The following is a 17,699-nucleotide window of genomic DNA, read 5'->3' on the forward strand; positions in this document are numbered from 1 at the left end:
CTAATTCATAAGTTAATATTAGTTTTAAAAATTGAATTTACAGATTCTTCAAACAATTTTTTTTCGTTTGAAATTAAATTTTTATAATGTTCAAAATCTTTTATTTTATCTTCAAAGTGCTCCAGACAATCTTCAATTTTTGATATAATAGCAGGTATGTTTTGCTCTGAATCAACAAAATGATATTCATCCGGAATAGGCATATCCTCTTTAAACTGTGCCGATCCCTGTTTACCTGAAATTAGGCAACAATCCAAAAGACAGGCTTCTCTAGGCATTTTTTCGCGACCGGGATGAAACCCAAAATCTATATAAACCTTCGCCCTTGCCATCCAGTCTGCAATTTCCTGCAAAGTCATGCCTTGTAAGCCGAGCCAATTTAAATGAGGCGTCAATTTAATTATTTTATTTAAAAATTCACCATTTTTCAGTGCATTGTAGATAATGAGATTTTCTTTTCTCGATTTCAAATCTTTATCATCATGAAATATCTCGTCCATATATCCAGAAATCTGTCCGATAACTTTAATATTATTCTTTCGCAAAAAATCCAAAGAAAAATAAGAATGAGCAATATGGTTTATCGCAGAATCCCGGAGTTTCTTAACCGTCGGAACAGGATAATTTTTAAAATATTTTTTTATAGAATAAAACTTCTTTTTCTCAAAACGTTTTTTTGTGTTTTCTAAAGTCTTTAAATAAAAAACAACACTCATCCACCAAATTACTTTCTGAGTTTTAGAAAATTCTTTATCCCAAACTTTGTGGGAATAAGTCTCGGGGAAAATTACGATATTATTTTTGTTATTTTCGACTTCGAAACAAAAAGGGACGTTGTATTTTTTGTAACTGTCATGTACTGGGGATGTATTTTTTTCTTTATCATAATTATCATAACACATAAATACCTTTCTGCCAATGGAATTAAGCTGTGCGCCTAGTTGATGCAATTCTTCAGGACCGCCTGTGGAGAGATTTGCAGGACATAGTAAGTAGATTGTTGTATTGTCAGCTACAGCTATCATGAGGTTATTAGTTATTGAGAAATAATTTCCAAATAGAAAGGATATCAGCCCTCTCATTCTCAACATTATAATTATTCAAAACAAATTCAGAAGCTAGTTTACCTTTTTGTAAAAGTTGTTTTTCGGAAAGATTATTAATTATATTTTCGATTTTTTTCACATAATTAATAATGTCTCCTTCAGCGATTGGGAAAGAAAATTCGTCTTTAAAATACTCTTTTCCCGCACCTCCTTCGTAGCCTATTACAACACAACCGGAAGCCATAGCTTCTACAGGAGGCAAACCGAAACCTTCTCTGTGATTGAAACTTAAAAAGATAAAGCTTTCTTTCAGTATTTGAGCAACTTGTGTTTCTTCGAGATTGTCAATTTCTACGAATGTCCAGCCGTTTATATTATTCCTAATTTTTAATATGTTTATGACCTGTTCAACATCTTCTCCCAATTTTCTTGGCATATAGGCAATCTGCTTTTTCTTATTTTCTGAAAAATGGAAAATACTGGAATCAATGCCTAATCTAATCTTGTAAACGGCAACCTTAGGAAATACATAATTTATGTAATCAAATGCATCTTCTGAAGCAACAATAGTAGCAACAGTTTTTTCACCCTCGTAAGGGTTATTATAATTATGATCTGTAGGATTGTTGCGAAATGTATAATAACAATTTTGATTAAAAATAATCTTATCTATGTCAGTTTCGATATTATTTACTGCAGGACCATATATTTCTGGTAGTATGATTACCGATTGCGGATCAAGCTTGATGGATGTTTTTTGGTAGCATAAAAGTTTGATTTTCGAAAAAAAGTTAGGATTTTTATTATTCAATAAGTTTTTAAGTGTCTTGAAAAAATAATTACTGAATTCTACTTTCGTATTATTTTTAAACCAATTTGCCTTGTATTGTTTTTTATTATGAAGAATAACTGCGTTATATCCGTTATCATTCAATATATCAACCATGCGATAAAGTTGTTTTACCCCACCGCTTGGTTTTCTGTTGTCCGGACAGACTACGTAAATTTTTTTATATTTATTATTCATAAACGTTTTCAATAATATAATTTACCCAGTTTTTCACACTGTATTTTTCATAAATTCCGACAGGAAGATCTTCGTAAGGTTTTTTCAGAAATTCGTCAGGTATTATAATATTGTTTATGTCAATAACCAAAATGTTATTAGGATTGTAGAAATCGTAATTTACAATATTTGGATTATTTGTTATTAATTTTTTTCCTAAACCTATCGCTTCAAATGGGCGAAATGATAAACCATCCTGATGATGATGTGCCAGATCCAGAATGATTTTTGCTTCCTGATTATAAATGTAGGCTTCATTAAAGGGAATTATTTTATTAGTTAAAGTAATATTTTCTTTTAAATGATGCGGAATTTCTCTGGTATGATAAGAATAGATGTGAGCTTTGATTTTCAGACCATTATAGTTTTTTTTTGTAAAAGTAAAAAATTTCATAAGATCCGGAAACCTACTGTCGTAAGTCCCGATGAAGAAAATGTCATATTTCGTAGAGTCTTTTTTTTCTGAAATAAAGTAGAAATTATTATTCCTTATCATCCCAAATTTGTCGCAGTCCGCTTCATCAAAACTGAATGCCTTATCAAAAAAATCAAGTGTTATTTCCTGTGCCGGTATTTTTGCAAAACTGTCCCAATAGATAACCGCTGACTTTTCGGAATTATTGATTGCCGTTTGCAGTTGCTCTTCCGTTAAAACATCAGGTCTGTTAATTATCAAAAGATCAGTCTCAGAGACGGAATTAAGTTGGTTAAGAAGATTTTTCTGATTATTAACAATCTTTAAATTTTTCTTTAAAAACAGTTTCATGAAAAGGTTAACTATCTTTTCACTGAAGTTTTTGTATTCGTAAATAGGATTAGATATAATCAGTGATACTTCATGATTACTATATTTCTTTAACGCTTCATAGATTACCTGCTGAAAACCATAGTAATCCGGAGCTATAAATAATAATTTCTTTTTCATATGACTTTCAGTGGAGTTCGAACACATTAACTATCCAATTCTCCAAAGTGTATTTGTTATAGATGTGCTCAGGTATTTTATGGTAAGGCTTTTGGAAAAAATCCGACTGAAGATTATCATAATCGTTATTCAGCACCAAAATATTATTGGGATTATAAAAATCATAATCCTTTATCTTTGCGTTATCTGTAATGAGTTTTTTTTCCAGTGCCATGGCTTCGAAGATTCGAAAACTTAGTCCTGTTTGATTGTCTCTCACCAAATCTAAGATGGCTTTTGAATCATTATAATACTGAGGGACATCTTTATGATCTATCCTTTTTATCTGATACTGGATAGAGGAATTATTTTCACTGAATTTGATAAGTTTCTTTAGCCAAGTTTTTTTTCCGACAATGACGAATTGATACTTTTTTTTCAACTTATCCAATTGATCCGCAATTCTGGGAATTGTTGCAATTCTATTATCAAATGACGCTAGATAACATACATCATATTTTGGACTTTGATTTTGCTGTGTTATATGATCCAGATAAATATAATTATTGACTTCTTTAAAGTTTTGAGTTTTAATATCATCTTTGTCAAAGGAATAAATATCATCAAAAACACCTTCTACCAGACAATTTATAGGATGTCTTGCAAGGCTGTCATAAAGATATGCAATATATCTTTTTGTGTATTCTTTGATTTTTAAATGGTATTCTCTGTCAATTAGTTCCGGATTGATAACCAAAATCTGATCCTGAAAACCTATTTTTTTTAATTCATTAATGATGAATCTTTGACGGAGTTCTAATTTTGGATTTTTACCTAAGAAAATTTTAGACAGCGTGTTTTTTAAGCGTGATAATTTGCTGGAGTGCTGATACTTTCCAATATTTATATGTCGAGCATCAATGCCCTTTTTTAATAAGGCATCCACAATATGCGCATCATACTGCCAATGATCAAAACTAATTAAACAAATTTTCATCTACTATTTTCTCTCTTTAAGCTTTCGTAGGTTTCCCAAACACTTATAGCCTGCAATTTATTTAAAATATAACCAAATTTACCATCCAGAAACCCTAATCTCAAAATATATCCTTTAAAAAATCTAAAGCCTGTTTTTGAATATTGGGCCATAATACTATACTTCTTCCCTTTCTGAGCAAGTTCCATACCTTTTAATGTTCCGTAATGAATCATTTTTTTTCTATAAGAATCCTTATTGGCAACTGAATAATGGAGAAGCTTATTTTTTAATTCCCCAATTTCGCCATTGACCTCCAATGTTTCGTGAACTTTTTTTTCTGCAATATAGCTTGCTTTAGACTTTCGGAAAAGCCTAAAGTTTTTATCAGTCTGAGTTCCGGAATAATTAATCGGATTACCCTCAAAAAAGAATTTTCTATAAAAATAGTACGCATCTTTTTTGTCAGTTTTATAAAGCTCCGCTATGATTTCTTCTCGTAACTGAGGTGTTATTCTCTCATCGCCATCCAAAAATAATACCCAATCATTTTTAGCCATATCCAAAGCCAGATTTCTTTGCTTTGTGAAGTCCTCAAATTTATTCTGAAGAATTTTTACATTGGGAAACTCATTTGCGATCTCCAAAGTTTTGTCCGTGCTGAAAGAATCTACGATAATAATCTCATCACAAAAATCGAAACATTCAAGGACTTCCCGAATATTTTTTTCTTCATTAAAAGTGATTATCAATCCACTTATTTTTTCCAAAAGTTCAGACATTTGTTTTAAATTTTGTTAATTCAAAAACATTATTTAAAAATCCTTCTAAAGATTTTTTCATAAAATCCGGTTTAAAATCCAAATAATCTGTTGAATTTTCAACAAAATCATTTACGTGAAGAAATTTATCTAGTTTAGGTTTATCCGTCCACGCCCAATCAGTTAAATTAACTCCCGGCGCAAAAATTGTGAAAGTAGGAATGTCTAAGGATTTGCTGATATTCGTTGCCCCTCCTTCGTTTCCAATTAAACAATCGCAAACACTCGTTATTGCTATAAATTCTCGTAGATTTTGGGTGTCAAAATTTTTAACAATTGCTTCTTTAGTTTTCACAGAAACCATTTCGTAGAGTTGTAAAAAAAGTTCTTTTTGGAAAGGGAGATAATTACATAAAAGTTTTATGTTTTCTTGTAAATCAGAAATGTAATCAAGTATTTTAGCCATATACTTCAAAGGATAAGTTTTCACTTCCTTGCTTCCGAAGGTACTTATCATAATGAGTTTGTTATCTGTAGATAATCCCAGGTTAGAAAGAATTTGATGTGAATTTTGTAATTCTTCTGGTAAAACATACAGTTTTGGAAAAGTCTCTTCAAAAGTGATTTTAAGTGGCTCTAGTGTCTGTAAACGATGTTCTATGCTCAAAGTCGTGTTTTTGCATCTCACGATTTTCGAGCGCTCAATAGGGAAATTGCAAAAAAGCTGAGTGTATTTTTTGAAATAAGTGATTCTTTTTCCTGCACAAGAAAAAAACATTAAAAATCCTGAATCTACTTTGGCATATAAATCGATTACAATGTCATATTTTTGTTTTCGCACATTAAGGAATAACGATAATAATTTGTCTTTATCCCAAAATATGACATGATTCACAAATGGATTTCCAATTAAAATTTGATGGTGTTTTTCATTTAACAGAAAAGTTATTTCGGCATCAGGATATTGTTTTTGCAGTAACGGAAAAATTACTGTTGACACCAATATGTCACCCAAATGTTTTTTTTGTATAATTAATATTTTCATACTACTCTACAAACTCCAAAATCGTCTTTTCAACAATTCTAATACAATCCAACATTTGCTCCTCGGTAATCACCAAAGGTGGTGCCAATCTGATGATGTTTCCGTGCGTTGGTTTTGCAAGCAATCCGTTCTCTTTCAGTTTTAAACAAAGATTCCAAGCTGTCTTGCTGTCTGGCGTGTCATTGATTAAAATAGCATTTAACAAACCTTTTCCGCGAACTTTTGTGATGAGATCAGTTTTTTCAATTATTTTTTCAATTTCAGAACGGAATAGTTGTCCTAATTCTTCAGCTCTCCCAGAAAGTTTTTCTTCTTCTACAACATCCAAAGCGGCCACTGCAACTGCGCAAGCAATCGGATTTCCACCAAATGTTGAACCGTGTTGTCCAGGTTTGATCACGTTCATGATTTCATCATTCGCCAGAACTGCAGAGACAGGATACATCCCACCAGAAAGTGCTTTCCCTAGAATCAAAATATCTGGTTGAACATCTTCGTGATGACAAGCAATCAATTTTCCAGTTCTTGCGATTCCGGTTTGAACTTCATCGGCAATGAAAAGAACATTATATTTTTTACAAAGCTCTAAAGCATTTTTTAAATAATTTTCATCGGGAACATAAACACCAGCTTCACCCTGGATCGGTTCCACTAAAAATGCGGCAATATTTTGAGCATCATTTTTAAACGTTTCTTCCAAAGCAACTAAATCGTTATAAGGAATTTTTACAAATCCTGGCGTGAAAGGTCCGTAATTTTGATTCGCATCCGGATCATTTGAGAAAGAAACGATAGTCGTAGTTCTTCCGTGGAAGTTATTTTCGCAAACTACTATTTTCGCTCCATTTTCAGAAATTCCTTTGACTTCATAACTCCATTTTCTGGCTAATTTCACAGCCGTTTCTACAGCTTCTGCACCAGAATTCATAGGGAGAACTTTGTCAAAACCGAAAAGTGTCGTGATTTTTTTTTCGTATTCCCCAAGATTTGAATTATAAAAAGCTCTCGAAGTCAAAGCCAATTTCTTAGCTTGATTTACTATAGCCTCTACAATTTTTGGATGTGAATGTCCTTGATTAACAGCAGAATAAGCAGAAAGAAAATCATAATATTTTTTACCCTCGACATCCCAAACAAAAACGCCTTCACCACGATCCAAAACTACCGGAAGCGGATGGTAATTATGAGCACCATATTGATTTTCGAGGTCGATGAAATATTGGGAATTCTTTTCCTGAACTGCTGTTGACATATGCTTTTATTTTTTGTAAAAATAATAAATTTGGATCCAATAATAGCTACGAAAAATGCCCAACTTTTAAAGTCAGGCATTTATATCTTTATTAATGATATTTTTTAGATATGATTATCAAAACTTCTATCCATCACGAAGTCTTCCATGAACTTGGTCGTGTAGTTTCCGGCAAGGAAATCTTCATTTTCCAATAGTTGTCTGTGGAAAGGAATCGTAGTTTTCACACCTTCGATATAGAATTCTTCCAATGCACGTTTCATTTTCGCAATTGATTCTTCTCTTGTCTGAGCTGTAACGATCAGTTTTGCAATCATAGAATCATAGTTGGATGGAATTGTGTATCCAGAATAAACGTGAGTATCAACTCTTACACCGTTTCCACCAGGAATATTAAGTTCCGTGATTTTCCCTGGAGATGGTCGGAAATCAGCGTAAGGATCTTCCGCATTGATTCTACACTCGATAGAATGTCTTTTCGGATAATAGTTTTTTCCGCTGATTGGCGTTCCAGCAGCCAAAAGAATTTGCTCACGGATCAAGTCAAAATCTACAACTTGTTCTGTAATTGGATGCTCCACCTGGATTCTCGTATTCATTTCCATGAAATAGAAATTCCTGTGTTTGTCCACCAAAAATTCGATGGTTCCAACACCTTCGTAAGAAATATATTCTGCCGCTTTTACAGCTGCTTCACCCATTCTTTCACGAAGATCATCTGTCATAAAAGGAGAAGGCGTTTCTTCGATCAATTTCTGATTTCTTCTTTGGATAGAACAGTCTCTTTCGGAAAGGTGACAAGCTTTACCAAATTGATCTCCAGCAACCTGAATCTCAATGTGTCTTGGCTCTTCAATCAGTTTTTCCATGTACATGCCGCCATTTCCAAAAGCTGCAACAGCTTCCTGGATTGCAGAATCCCAATGTTCTTTCAGGTCTTCTTCTTTCCAAACGGCTCTCATTCCTTTTCCACCGCCACCAGCAGTCGCCTTGATCATCACAGGATAACCCGTTTCTTTGGCGATTTTTTTAGCATCTTCGTAAGAATCGATCAAACCTTCAGAACCTGGAACACAAGGGATTCCGGCTGCTTTCATGGTAGCTTTGGCCGTAGCTTTGTCTCCCATTTTTTCGATCTGTTCCGGAGTTGCTCCAATGAATTTGATGCCGTTTTTAGCACAGATTCTAGAGAAGTTTGCATTCTCAGAAAGGAAACCATAACCTGGATGGATTGCGTCTGCATTGGTAATTTCTGCGGCCGCTATGATATTTGGAATTTTAAGATAAGAATCTTTACTCATCGGTGGGCCAATACAAACAGCTTCGTCTGCAAAGCGCACGTGAAGACTGTCTTTGTCAGCAGTGGAATAGACCGCTACTGTTTTGATTCCCATTTCCTTGGCCGTACGCAAAATTCGCATTGCGATCTCGCCACGGTTTGCGATCAATATTTTTTTGAACATCTTTTTATAATTAAAAATTAAGAATTAAAAATTGAGATAAAGTGAAAACGATCACTTATCAATCATCATCTATCAATTATATTAAGAAGGATCTACTAAAAATAATGGTTGATCGTATTCTACTGGAGAAGCGTCTTCTACCAAGATCTTTACGATTTTTCCGCTAACTTCTGATTCTATCTGGTTGAAAAGCTTCATCGCTTCGATTACGCAAACTACTTTCCCTTCTGTTACAGAATCGCCTACGTTTGCGAAAACCTCTTTGTCTGGAGATGGTTTTCTGTAGAAAGTCCCAATCATTGGGGATTTGATCGTAATATATTTGCTGTCATCGGCAACGTTTGTTGCTTCAGAATTATCGTTAGAAGCAGAAACTGGACTTACAGCCGGTGCGGAAAAAGGAGTCTGATAAGAAACTTGTGGTGTTACATAGCTTACAGGCTCGCCTCCTAGTGGTGTTTTGATGTAGATTTCGAAATCTTTATTTTTATATTTCACTTCGGAAACTCCTGCTTTTGCTACAAATCTTACAAGATTCTGAATGTCTTTTATATCCATAAAATTTTAAATGTTTTGAACGCCAAATATAATAAAAAACCACCCAAATTAATAAAATCCGAGTGGTTTTTTATGCTAAGTATAAGATTATCAAAGATAATTCTTAGTTTTCTTCTATAGTTTCTACAGTTTTCTCTACTACAACTTTTCCTCTGTAGTATAGTTTTCCTTCGTGCCAGTGCGCTCTGTGGTATAAGTGCATTTCGCCAGACGTTGCGTCTTTAGCCAATTGAGGAACTACAGCTTTGTAGTGTGTTCTTCTTTTATCTCTTCTTGTAGACGACTGTCTTCTTTTAGGATGTGCCATTGTTAGTACTTTTTAAAAAATTCTTTCGAATTATATTGTTGTTATTTCTTAATTGTTATCTTTTAATCTCTTCAAAGCTTCCCATCGCGGGTCCACTTGTTCCTCTTCTTCCTCGATTATTTTTGGACTGTATTTATCTAAAAGATTCTGATATTCCTCATTGTCTTTTACAGAAGGTGATACTTTTTTCATCGGGATTGATAGAACCACCGTTTCGTAGATAAGATTGGCAATGTTGAAATCGCTGTCTTTTCTGTTGATGGTAATCACATCCTCGTTGCTGTCATCGTATTCTTCTCCAAATTTTACAAGAACTTTCAAGTCATTTTCTATGTTTTCGGAAAATTCATCATTGCTAATGTCGCAAATCAATTGAACGGTTCCTGAAACTTCGAATATGAATTCCAAAAATGTCGTGTGCTTGTCCAAAAGAACATTCACATTGATTTCTGGGTTGAAAAACTCCTGTTCAGTCTCAAATAAATCAAAGAACTCCTGATTGATTTCGTAATTGAAATCGTGCTTTTCTGGTTTTAAGCCTACAAAAGCAATGTCGTAGTTTCTAAATCTGTCCATAAAAATGGTTTGCAAAAATAATTTAATTTTTTCAAATAACAAAATATTTTTTGGAAATACTTGAATTGCAAAAAATTAGTCCTCCAAAAACTTATTTTAATGTTCCCTATTCTTGTTCTAACCAAAAAAAAATTAACGCAAAGTCCGCTAAGATTTTTATCAGGTAATGCGCATATTAAAGTTCGCAAAGGCACGTCGGCACGTTCAGTATAAACTCTAAACTCAGCAAAGTTAAAAAATTACAGTTAATTACTGATTGTCTCTTATCTTAATATACTGAATTGATAGCCAATAGCAAAAAGCTAAATGCCATCAGCTAATTACTAGCTTTCTTTTGGTAAATCTTCGTCTACTCCGTGGTTTGCGTGTGTCGCTTTCGGACGGAGGCGGTGCGCTCTCAATTCCTGATATTCGTCTCTGCTTTTAAAAATATTGATGGCTGTGAAAATAGCTTCGGAGAATGATGTCTCGTCCGCAATATTTTTCCCCGCAATATCGTAGGCAACGCCGTGGTCTGGCGAAGTTCTGATAAAAGGTAAGCCAGCTGTGTAGTTCACGCCTTCTTCATAAGCAATCGTTTTGAACGGCGCCAAACCTTGGTCGTGGTACATTGCCAAAACGGCGTCGAACGCTTTATATTTCTCTGGTTGGAAGAAACTGTCAGCAGGATAAGGACCAAAAGCCATAATGCCTTCATTAAATAAATCCTGAATCGCTGGCTGAATAATTTCGATTTCTTCTTTTCCTATAACGCCACCGTCGCCAGCGTGAGGATTGAGTCCGAGAACAGCAATCTTTGGTTTTTCTACGCAGAAATCTTCTTTCAATGTAGCAACCAACTGTTTCACTTGTTTTTTAATATTGTCTTTAGTAATGTGATTTACAATCTCCGAAACCGGAATGTGGTGCGTGGAAACAGCGACTTTCAAGCCTTCGCTTACCATAAACATCACGGCTTTTTTGCCTGCTTTTTCCTCGAAATAACCGGTGTGACCAGCGTGGGCGAAACCATATTTCATCATTTCGTCTTTGTTGATTGGCGCAGTTACGAGAACGTCGATGTCTTTATTAAGTAGCGCTTCTGTTGCTGAGTTCAAAGAGTCGATGGCCATTTTTGTGGATTCTTCCGTTGGGACACCAAATTCTATATTGCTGTTCTCCTTGGTCAGATTCACCATATTGATTTTGCCGGACTGCGCTTCTTTCGCTTCGTTGATGTAATTGAAATTGGTCTGAAGTTTAAAAACATTTTTCTGATAAGTGAAAAGTTTTCCTGAACCAAAGATGACGGGCGTAAAAAAGTCTGTGATGGATTTATCTTTCAGAGATTTGAGGATGATTTCCGGACCGATTCCGTTGAAATCGCCGATTGAAATTCCTACTCTGATTTTATGGTGTTTGGAGCTCATTTGTTTATCTTTGACATTTATAAAGAATTTACAAAATTACAATTTTTTAGGTAGTTTTTCTTATGAAACGGATGCTAATATTTTTTAAACAATTTTCTTTGCCCCAACCCTAAAGGGAGGAAAATTGTTTTAATATGCAAAGTTTCTACGGAAGACAAAAGCCCATAGCCCCGATTGCAACGGCATCCTTTTTCTGCGGTGGCTTGAAAAAAGCGAGGGCGAAAAAGATATAGTGGAAAGCGGGATTTAGCTCCTAAAAAATTTAAAATATTAAGAAAAAATGTTTACAGGAATCATTGAAGCTACGGGAAAAGTAGAGAAAATTGACAGAAACGAAAGTAATATAGATTTTACGCTGAGCGGACCTTTCACTCAGGAACTGAAAATCGACCAAAGTCTGGCGCACAATGGCTGTTGTCTTACGGTGGTGGAGATTACCGAGAATACTTATAAGGTTACGGCTATCAACGAAACGCTGGAGAAAACGAATCTTAATTTTTGGAATGTAGGCACGGAAGTCAATTTGGAACGTTGTTTGCGATTCGAAGGAAGACTGGACGGACACATCGTGCAAGGTCACGTGGATAAAACGGGAACGGTGGAAAGCATCGAAAATCAGGACGGAAGTTATTTCATCACCATCAATTACGACGAAACTACAGAGTATACAACTGTTCCGCAAGGTTCGATAACGGTGAATGGAATCAGCTTGACGGTTGCTGAGAGCGGAGACGGAAAGTTTTCTGTGGCGATAATCCCATATACTTGGGAGTTCACGAATATGAAAAACTTGCAGAAAGGCGATGTGGTAAATCTGGAATTCGATATTATCGGGAAATACGTTGCCAAACTATTGAAAAAACAAAATGCCATTAAGTGATTATAAAGGTTACCGATTAAGGAACAGGGTTTTTATCGGCTTTCTAACAATTTGTATCTTGAGTGTAATGACTTCGGCGGTTTTGTCGTTCGTGATTCTAAGGGACAATGCGAAGATGCAGAGCAAGACCGATATGCAAAACAAATCGCAGGCGCTGATGTCGTCTTTGGATTATGCGCTGAGCCATTCTCAGGTTCAGACCTACGATATTCCCAAGGTTCTGGGAAATAAAATCTACGAAATCGCGGATATCAACAAACACGACCTTATTATCTATGATCTAAAAGGCAATTACCTCCTATCCAACAAAGAACCAAATCTTGTGGAGGAAAAGAAGATGCCAACCAACGTTCTGAAACAGATCCGGAAAAACGGAAAACAGTTTGACGATAAGTCGTACGACGAGAAATTGGGCGCGAGCATTGTTTCTTCCTATATGGTTTTGAAAAATAATATGCTGGAAGATATTGCCTATATTTATTTCCCATATTATCACAACGAGAGTGCGTATATGCAGGTTTTCAAGGATTACTTTGTGTATATCATCGGGGTGAATGTTCTTATTATCTTATTTGGCGTTTGGTTGAGTTGGATTATTTCTAACAATCTTACGGAGGCGATTATCCGATTTACGTCGATGATCAGCAAGATCAATTTGTTTGATAAGAATCTGCATCCGATCAAATATTATAAGAACGATGAGTTGAATGCTCTCGTGAAGGCATACAATAAAATGATTGCCGAGATTGCCGACCAGCGAGAACGATTGAGCTACATCGAAAAACAATCCGCTTGGCAGGAAATGGCAAAGCAAGTGGCGCACGAAGTCAAAAATCCGTTGACGCCAATGAAGCTGATGATGCAAAACTTCGAGCGAAAATTTGATCCCAATGATCCAAATATTACTAATAAAGTTAAAAACTTAAGCGAAATTGTCATTGGTCAAATCGATGTTATCAGTAGGGTAGCGAGTGCGTTTTCTCAATTTGCACAGTTGCCGGAGAAGAAGGATGAGGAAGTGTCATTGAATAAAGAAGTAAGAAATGCGCTTTTGATTTTCAGTGATGAGAATGTGTTTGTCCACGCCAATCATGACGATATCTTGATGAGAATCGATAAAGATTATCTCACGAGAATCATCACCAATCTTGTGACCAACGCCAGTCAGGCAAAGGCTGATGATAGAAAATCGGTCATCAACGTAGATTTGGAAAAGATTGAAAAACGAATCCGAATCACCGTTCAAGACAATGGCGTAGGAATTCCAACCGATAAGCTCGATAGGATTTTTGACCCGAATTTCACTTCCAAAAACAGCGGGATGGGAATCGGACTCACAATGGTAAAACGAATGGTGGAAGACTACAACGGCACAATCACCGTCGTTTCGGAAGTTGACAAAGGCGCAACCTTCACGATTTCTATGCCTTCAAATATGTAATGAATGAAACCTTTTCGATTTCAACAATTTGATATTCAACAAAACGCTGACGTTTTCCGAGTTGGGACAGATGCGGTTTTGCTTGGTTCTTTAGCAAATGTTTTTGAAGCGAAGAAAGTTTTAGAAGTTGGAACCGGAACTGGAATTATTTCATTGATGATAGCTCAGAGAAATCCGGAAGCGCAGATTTTAGCAATCGATATTAATTCAGAAGCGGTCAATATTTCTCAAACCAATTTCATAAATTCTCCTTTTTTTGATAGAATCAAAAGCCAACTTCAGGATTTGAAAAACTTTGATACCGAAGAAAAGTTTGATTTAATTATTTCAAATCCGCCTTACTTTGAAATCAATTCTTCCGAAAAAGATATTCTGGCAAGACAAAGATTAGAATTGAATTTCTCGGATTTAGTAAAAAAATCAAGTCAGTTGCTTTCTGAAAATGGACTTTTCACAGTTATCATTCCCATTGGTTCTGAAAAGGAATTCAATCAGATTTGTTTTAATAACAACTTATTCCTTCAAAGAAAAGTCAGCATAAAAGGTATCAAAACCTCAGAACCGAAACGTTTAGTTTTAGAATATTCGTTCACGAAATCAGAAACTGTAATCGAAAACTTTGTCATAGAAAAATCTCCACGAGTGTATTCCGATGAGTATCTTGAGCTGACAAAAGACTTTCATCAATTCAACAAAAAACTGTTATAAAAAACCCTTTCAGAGTTTCAAACTCTGAAAGGGTTATGTTTTTATGAATGAAATTCGGCTCCCTTTAGGGTTGGAAAACGAATTTTGTTTTCTACTCAAAAAGTTCCGCCGTATCCAAAACAGAAACCTGTCCATTTTCGCAACGGATTGCTTCGCCAGGATAATTCTGAATCATATGATAATCGTGCGTCGCCATCACCACTGCGCAATGGTTTTCTTCAGCAAGGTTCTTTAGAAGCGTCATAATATCGTTTGAAGTCTCCGGGTCAAGATTCCCGGTCGGCTCATCCGCGAGGATTAATTCTGGATGGTTTAGCAAAGCTCTCGCAATCGCAGCACGCTGTTGTTCACCACCAGAAAGCTGGTGAGGCATTTTGTGCTTTTTGGTTTTCATTCCCACGCTGGATAGAACCTCGTCAATTCTCGCTTCCATTTTCAATTTGTCTTTCCAGCCAGTTGCTTGTAAAACAAATAGAAGATTTTTCTCGATATTTCTGTCCGGCAAAAGCTGAAAATCCTGGAAAACGATTCCCAATTTCCTTCTCAAGTTTGGAACTTCGGATTGCTTTAGTTTCTTCAAATCGAATCCGGCAACCTGTCCGCTTCCGCCTTGTAAAGGCAATTGTCCGTAAAGCACTTTCAAAAGAGAACTCTTTCCAGAACCAGTTTTTCCGATAAGGTAGCAGAATTTCCCTTTCTTGATATGAAGGTCAACATCATTCAGGACTGTGAAGTTTTTCTGAACAATCTTTGCGTTGCTCAAATCTATAATATCTACTCCCGGGTCGTTTCTGTGCGGCATAATTGCAATAATTGATAAGTTATAACTGATAAATGATTAAACAAATTATCAATTCAAAAATAACAAAAACATATCGGAATGAATCTATTTTTGGGAAATTTTAACAACAAAAAATGTCTGAAACAATGTCCAGACACTTTTTGTATATGATAATTTTTGAAGAAATTATCTCTTAGCGCGAGATGCACTAACAGTTAAGCTCTTTCTGCCTTTCGCTCTTCTAGCTGCCAACACTCGTCTTCCGTTTGGTGTAGACATTCTTTCACGGAAACCGTGTTTGTTTCTTCTTTTTCTCTCAGATGGTTGGAATGTTCTTTTACTCATCACTAATATATTTAGTTCGTAATTACTATTAAATTTTCAGATTGCAAATATACAGCTTTTATTTTGCTCCACAAGTATTTGAAAACTTTTTTACAATAATTTTCAACAACTTAGAATTTGTTAGATTTCAAATAGTAGGAATAATGATTTGGGCAGCTATTTCCGCCTTCCGTTCCCAATCTTTTTTGCCAGACGATTTCAGTTTAAATAGAACTTGAGTATAAGCAAAAAAGGATTTCCACTCAAGTCGGGCTGCGGCTTTCAGTATAAAACAACAGTCAACATAAAACACTGTTTTGTCATTCCGTAGGAATCTAGCCTGTTGAGATTCCTACGGAATGACAAAATTACGTTTTAATAATTTGTATTTCTTTGGTGAGTTTTACGTCTTTGCGAATCTTAAGTATTTTCAATAATTTCAAAAAATCTTGGCGAGCTTTGCGTTTAGATTTTAATGTTATCCTTACTTAATAATTAAATTTGCCTTTAGAAAAAATTAAAATGATGATATCAAAAGAAAATTCCGAACATTACATTTGGGGAAACAATTGTGACAGCTGGGTTTTATTAAACTCAGAAAACCTTTCTATCAAACAGGAAATGATGCCTCCAAAAACAAAAGAACAACTTCATTTTCACAGAAATGCACAACAGTTTTTCTTTATTCTCAAAGGAAAAGCAAAGTTTCACCGAGACGAAAATATTTTCGAAGTATCGGAAAATTCTGGTTTTCACATTCTGCCAAATCAAATTCATCTGATAGAAAATGACACAGAAAATGATTTGGAATTCTTGGTGATATCCAATCCTTCCACAAATAATGATAGATTTGCAGTAGAAAAATAAAAGATGAAATCTCTATACAATCTTTTCGTCCGCTTGATGATTTTCGGGATGAAGGTCTTTGCGCTCGTCAATTCCAAAACCAAAAAAGGAATCCGAGGCAGGAAACAATCTGTGGAAATCGTGAAAAATGCTTTTGCTCCCGAAGATAAAGTGCTTTGGATGCACGCGTCCAGCCTAGGCGAGTACGAGCAAGGCCTGCCAGTTCTTGAAAAATTAAAAGAACAATTCACGGATCATAAAGTTTTAATCACATTCTTTTCGCCATCTGGTTACGAAAATGTGAAGAAGAAAAAACATATGGCGGACGCGATTTGTTATTTACCATTTGATAAAAAGAAGGACGTTCAGGACTTTGTCTCCAGCTTCGATTGTCAGATTTTTTTCACCGTAAAATACGATTATTGGTACAATCTCCTAAACGCCTTGAAAAATCGAGGAACAAAACTTTACGTCATTTCCGCATTGTTTTACGAGCACCAAATCTTCTTCGAGAACTACGGAAAATGGTTTGCAAAACAACTGAAAAACAACATCGATTGGTTTTTTCATCAGACCATCAAATCTTCCGCTTTGGCAAAAAATATCGGCTTGGTCAATTCCTCCGTTTCTGGCGACACGAGATTTGACCGCGTGAAGCAATTCCTGGACAGAGAAAATCATTTGGATTTCATAGACGATTTCAAAGGCAGTCAAAAATTGATTGTTTTTGGAAGCAGTTGGCAAACTGAGGAAGATATCGCCCAGCTTTTGGTGAAAAAACTGCCCGAAACCAAGTTCGCCATTGCACCTCACGATTTGCATCGCGTTTCACATTTGCTGAAATTATTTCCAAATGCAATTCTATACAGCTCGCTTTCCAATTCTCCAACGTTTCAAACTTCGAATTATCAAATTCTAATCATCGATAGCATTGGAAAACTCTCCAAATTGTATTCTTATGCAGATTTGGCAGTTGTTGGCGGCGGATTTCATTCGGCGGGATTGCATAATATTTTGGAAGCGGCGGTCTATTCAGTTCCCGTAATTTTCGGAAATCAGTATCAGAAAAATCCGGAGGCAGATGATTTGGTTACAGCAAAAGGTGGGAAGCATTTTGACGATTTTGTGACTGCGGCCGCATTCATCGAGGAAGTGATGAAAAAAGATTTGTCAGCCGAAGAAGGCGAAATTTCCTACCTCAAAGAAATGTCAAAAAATGCTGGTGATTTTGTGAAGTCTCAGCCAAATTCTACGGGAATTATTTTGAGGAAAATCTTACTGCAAAATGAAAATTGAACTTGTTTTTAAATTATTTAAAATATTTTCAACTGCTCCGAAGGAGTAAAATGTTTGTAG

The 17,699-nt window shown here is 35.4% G+C and carries 19 protein-coding genes; 5 read left to right on the forward strand and 14 right to left on the reverse strand.

Translation table 11 applies throughout. The features are described from left to right. Nucleotides 1-5: 5 nt before the first annotated feature. The 12 genes from IO90_RS16315 to pdxA form a co-directional block, all read right to left on the reverse strand. Nucleotides 6-1,025, reverse strand: a complete 1,020-nt coding sequence (locus IO90_RS16315) for a hypothetical protein (RefSeq protein WP_034970320.1) — start codon at nucleotides 1,023-1,025, stop codon at nucleotides 6-8. A gap of 7 nt (nucleotides 1,026-1,032) precedes the next feature. Further along, nucleotides 1,033-2,073, reverse strand: a complete 1,041-nt coding sequence (locus tag IO90_RS16320) for a glycosyltransferase (protein WP_034969737.1) — start codon at nucleotides 2,071-2,073, stop codon at nucleotides 1,033-1,035. Continuing rightward, nucleotides 2,066-3,037 carry a hypothetical protein gene (locus tag IO90_RS16325; RefSeq protein WP_034969740.1) on the reverse strand — a complete coding sequence of 324 codons (972 nt, stop codon included), beginning with the start codon at nucleotides 3,035-3,037 and terminating at the stop codon, nucleotides 2,066-2,068. Before IO90_RS16325 ends, IO90_RS16320 begins: the two co-directional genes overlap by 8 nt. A gap of 7 nt (nucleotides 3,038-3,044) precedes the next feature. Then, entirely contained in the window at nucleotides 3,045-4,013 is a 969-nt protein-coding gene (locus IO90_RS16330; protein WP_034969743.1) for a glycosyltransferase, read from the reverse strand. Continuing rightward, a complete protein-coding gene (locus IO90_RS16335) occupies nucleotides 4,010-4,774 on the reverse strand; it encodes a glycosyltransferase family 2 protein (RefSeq protein ID WP_034969747.1) in 765 nt (254 codons plus the stop codon). The genes IO90_RS16330 and IO90_RS16335 overlap by 4 nt, the downstream gene beginning before the upstream one ends. Continuing rightward, nucleotides 4,767-5,798, reverse strand: coding sequence for a glycosyltransferase family 9 protein (locus IO90_RS16340; protein ID WP_051878862.1), 1,032 nt, complete (start codon nucleotides 5,796-5,798; stop codon nucleotides 4,767-4,769). Before IO90_RS16340 ends, IO90_RS16335 begins: the two co-directional genes overlap by 8 nt. A 1-nt stretch (nucleotide 5,799) precedes the next feature. Next, the gene (rocD, locus tag IO90_RS16345; RefSeq protein ID WP_034969754.1) at nucleotides 5,800-7,050 is read right to left on the reverse strand and encodes an ornithine--oxo-acid transaminase; all 1,251 of its coding nucleotides are present in this window, start codon (nucleotides 7,048-7,050) and stop codon (nucleotides 5,800-5,802) included. Nucleotides 7,051-7,154: 104 nt separating this feature from the next. Then, nucleotides 7,155-8,513, reverse strand: a complete 1,359-nt coding sequence (accC, locus tag IO90_RS16350; RefSeq protein WP_034969758.1) for an acetyl-CoA carboxylase biotin carboxylase subunit — start codon at nucleotides 8,511-8,513, stop codon at nucleotides 7,155-7,157. Between the two features lie 81 nt (nucleotides 8,514-8,594). Continuing rightward, entirely contained in the window at nucleotides 8,595-9,071 is a 477-nt protein-coding gene (accB, locus tag IO90_RS16355; RefSeq protein ID WP_034969761.1) for an acetyl-CoA carboxylase biotin carboxyl carrier protein, read from the reverse strand. 103 nt (nucleotides 9,072-9,174) lie between these two features. Continuing rightward, nucleotides 9,175-9,378: a 50S ribosomal protein L32 gene (rpmF, locus tag IO90_RS16360; protein ID WP_028121219.1), complete on the reverse strand. Its 204-nt coding sequence runs from the start codon at nucleotides 9,376-9,378 to the stop codon at nucleotides 9,175-9,177. A 48-nt stretch (nucleotides 9,379-9,426) separates the two neighbouring features. Further along, nucleotides 9,427-9,954 (reverse strand): YceD family protein, encoded by a 528-nt coding sequence (locus IO90_RS16365; RefSeq protein ID WP_034970324.1) that lies wholly within the window; start codon nucleotides 9,952-9,954, stop codon nucleotides 9,427-9,429. Nucleotides 9,955-10,277: 323 nt separating this feature from the next. Further along, entirely contained in the window at nucleotides 10,278-11,363 is a 1,086-nt protein-coding gene (gene pdxA / locus IO90_RS16370; protein ID WP_034969766.1) for a 4-hydroxythreonine-4-phosphate dehydrogenase PdxA, read from the reverse strand. Nucleotides 11,364-11,643: 280 nt separating this feature from the next. Between pdxA and IO90_RS16375 the strand changes: the two genes are divergently transcribed. From IO90_RS16375 to IO90_RS16385, 3 genes are read left to right on the forward strand one after another with little or no spacing between them, the layout of a single operon-like run. Further along, nucleotides 11,644-12,243, forward strand: a complete 600-nt coding sequence (locus IO90_RS16375; protein ID WP_034970327.1) for a riboflavin synthase — start codon at nucleotides 11,644-11,646, stop codon at nucleotides 12,241-12,243. Then, a complete protein-coding gene (locus IO90_RS16380; protein WP_034969768.1) occupies nucleotides 12,230-13,684 on the forward strand; it encodes a sensor histidine kinase in 1,455 nt (484 codons plus the stop codon). The genes IO90_RS16375 and IO90_RS16380 overlap by 14 nt, the downstream gene beginning before the upstream one ends. A 3-nt stretch (nucleotides 13,685-13,687) precedes the next feature. Further along, nucleotides 13,688-14,392 (forward strand): tRNA1(Val) (adenine(37)-N6)-methyltransferase, encoded by a 705-nt coding sequence (locus IO90_RS16385; protein WP_034969770.1) that lies wholly within the window; start codon nucleotides 13,688-13,690, stop codon nucleotides 14,390-14,392. Nucleotides 14,393-14,483: 91 nt separating this feature from the next. On the opposite strand, the gene IO90_RS16390 is transcribed toward IO90_RS16385, so the two are convergent. Continuing rightward, entirely contained in the window at nucleotides 14,484-15,194 is a 711-nt protein-coding gene (locus IO90_RS16390; RefSeq protein ID WP_034969772.1) for a cell division ATP-binding protein FtsE, read from the reverse strand. Between the two features lie 165 nt (nucleotides 15,195-15,359). After that, nucleotides 15,360-15,518 carry a 50S ribosomal protein L34 gene (gene rpmH / locus IO90_RS18725; RefSeq protein ID WP_007843334.1) on the reverse strand — a complete coding sequence of 53 codons (159 nt, stop codon included), beginning with the start codon at nucleotides 15,516-15,518 and terminating at the stop codon, nucleotides 15,360-15,362. Between the two features lie 501 nt (nucleotides 15,519-16,019). On the opposite strand from rpmH, the gene IO90_RS16395 reads away from it, so the two are divergent. Both IO90_RS16395 and IO90_RS16400 read left to right on the forward strand, forming a co-directional pair. Beyond that, nucleotides 16,020-16,364 (forward strand): cupin domain-containing protein, encoded by a 345-nt coding sequence (locus IO90_RS16395; protein WP_034969775.1) that lies wholly within the window; start codon nucleotides 16,020-16,022, stop codon nucleotides 16,362-16,364. A gap of 3 nt (nucleotides 16,365-16,367) precedes the next feature. Beyond that, on the forward strand, nucleotides 16,368-17,639 hold the full coding sequence (locus IO90_RS16400; RefSeq protein ID WP_034969778.1) for a 3-deoxy-D-manno-octulosonic acid transferase: 1,272 nt from the start codon (nucleotides 16,368-16,370) through the stop codon (nucleotides 17,637-17,639). The last annotated feature ends 60 nt before the right edge of the window (nucleotides 17,640-17,699 follow it).

Origin of the sequence: Chryseobacterium sp. FH1, from assembly GCF_000735135.1 — a bacterium.
Lineage (GTDB): Bacteria > Bacteroidota > Bacteroidia > Flavobacteriales > Weeksellaceae > Epilithonimonas.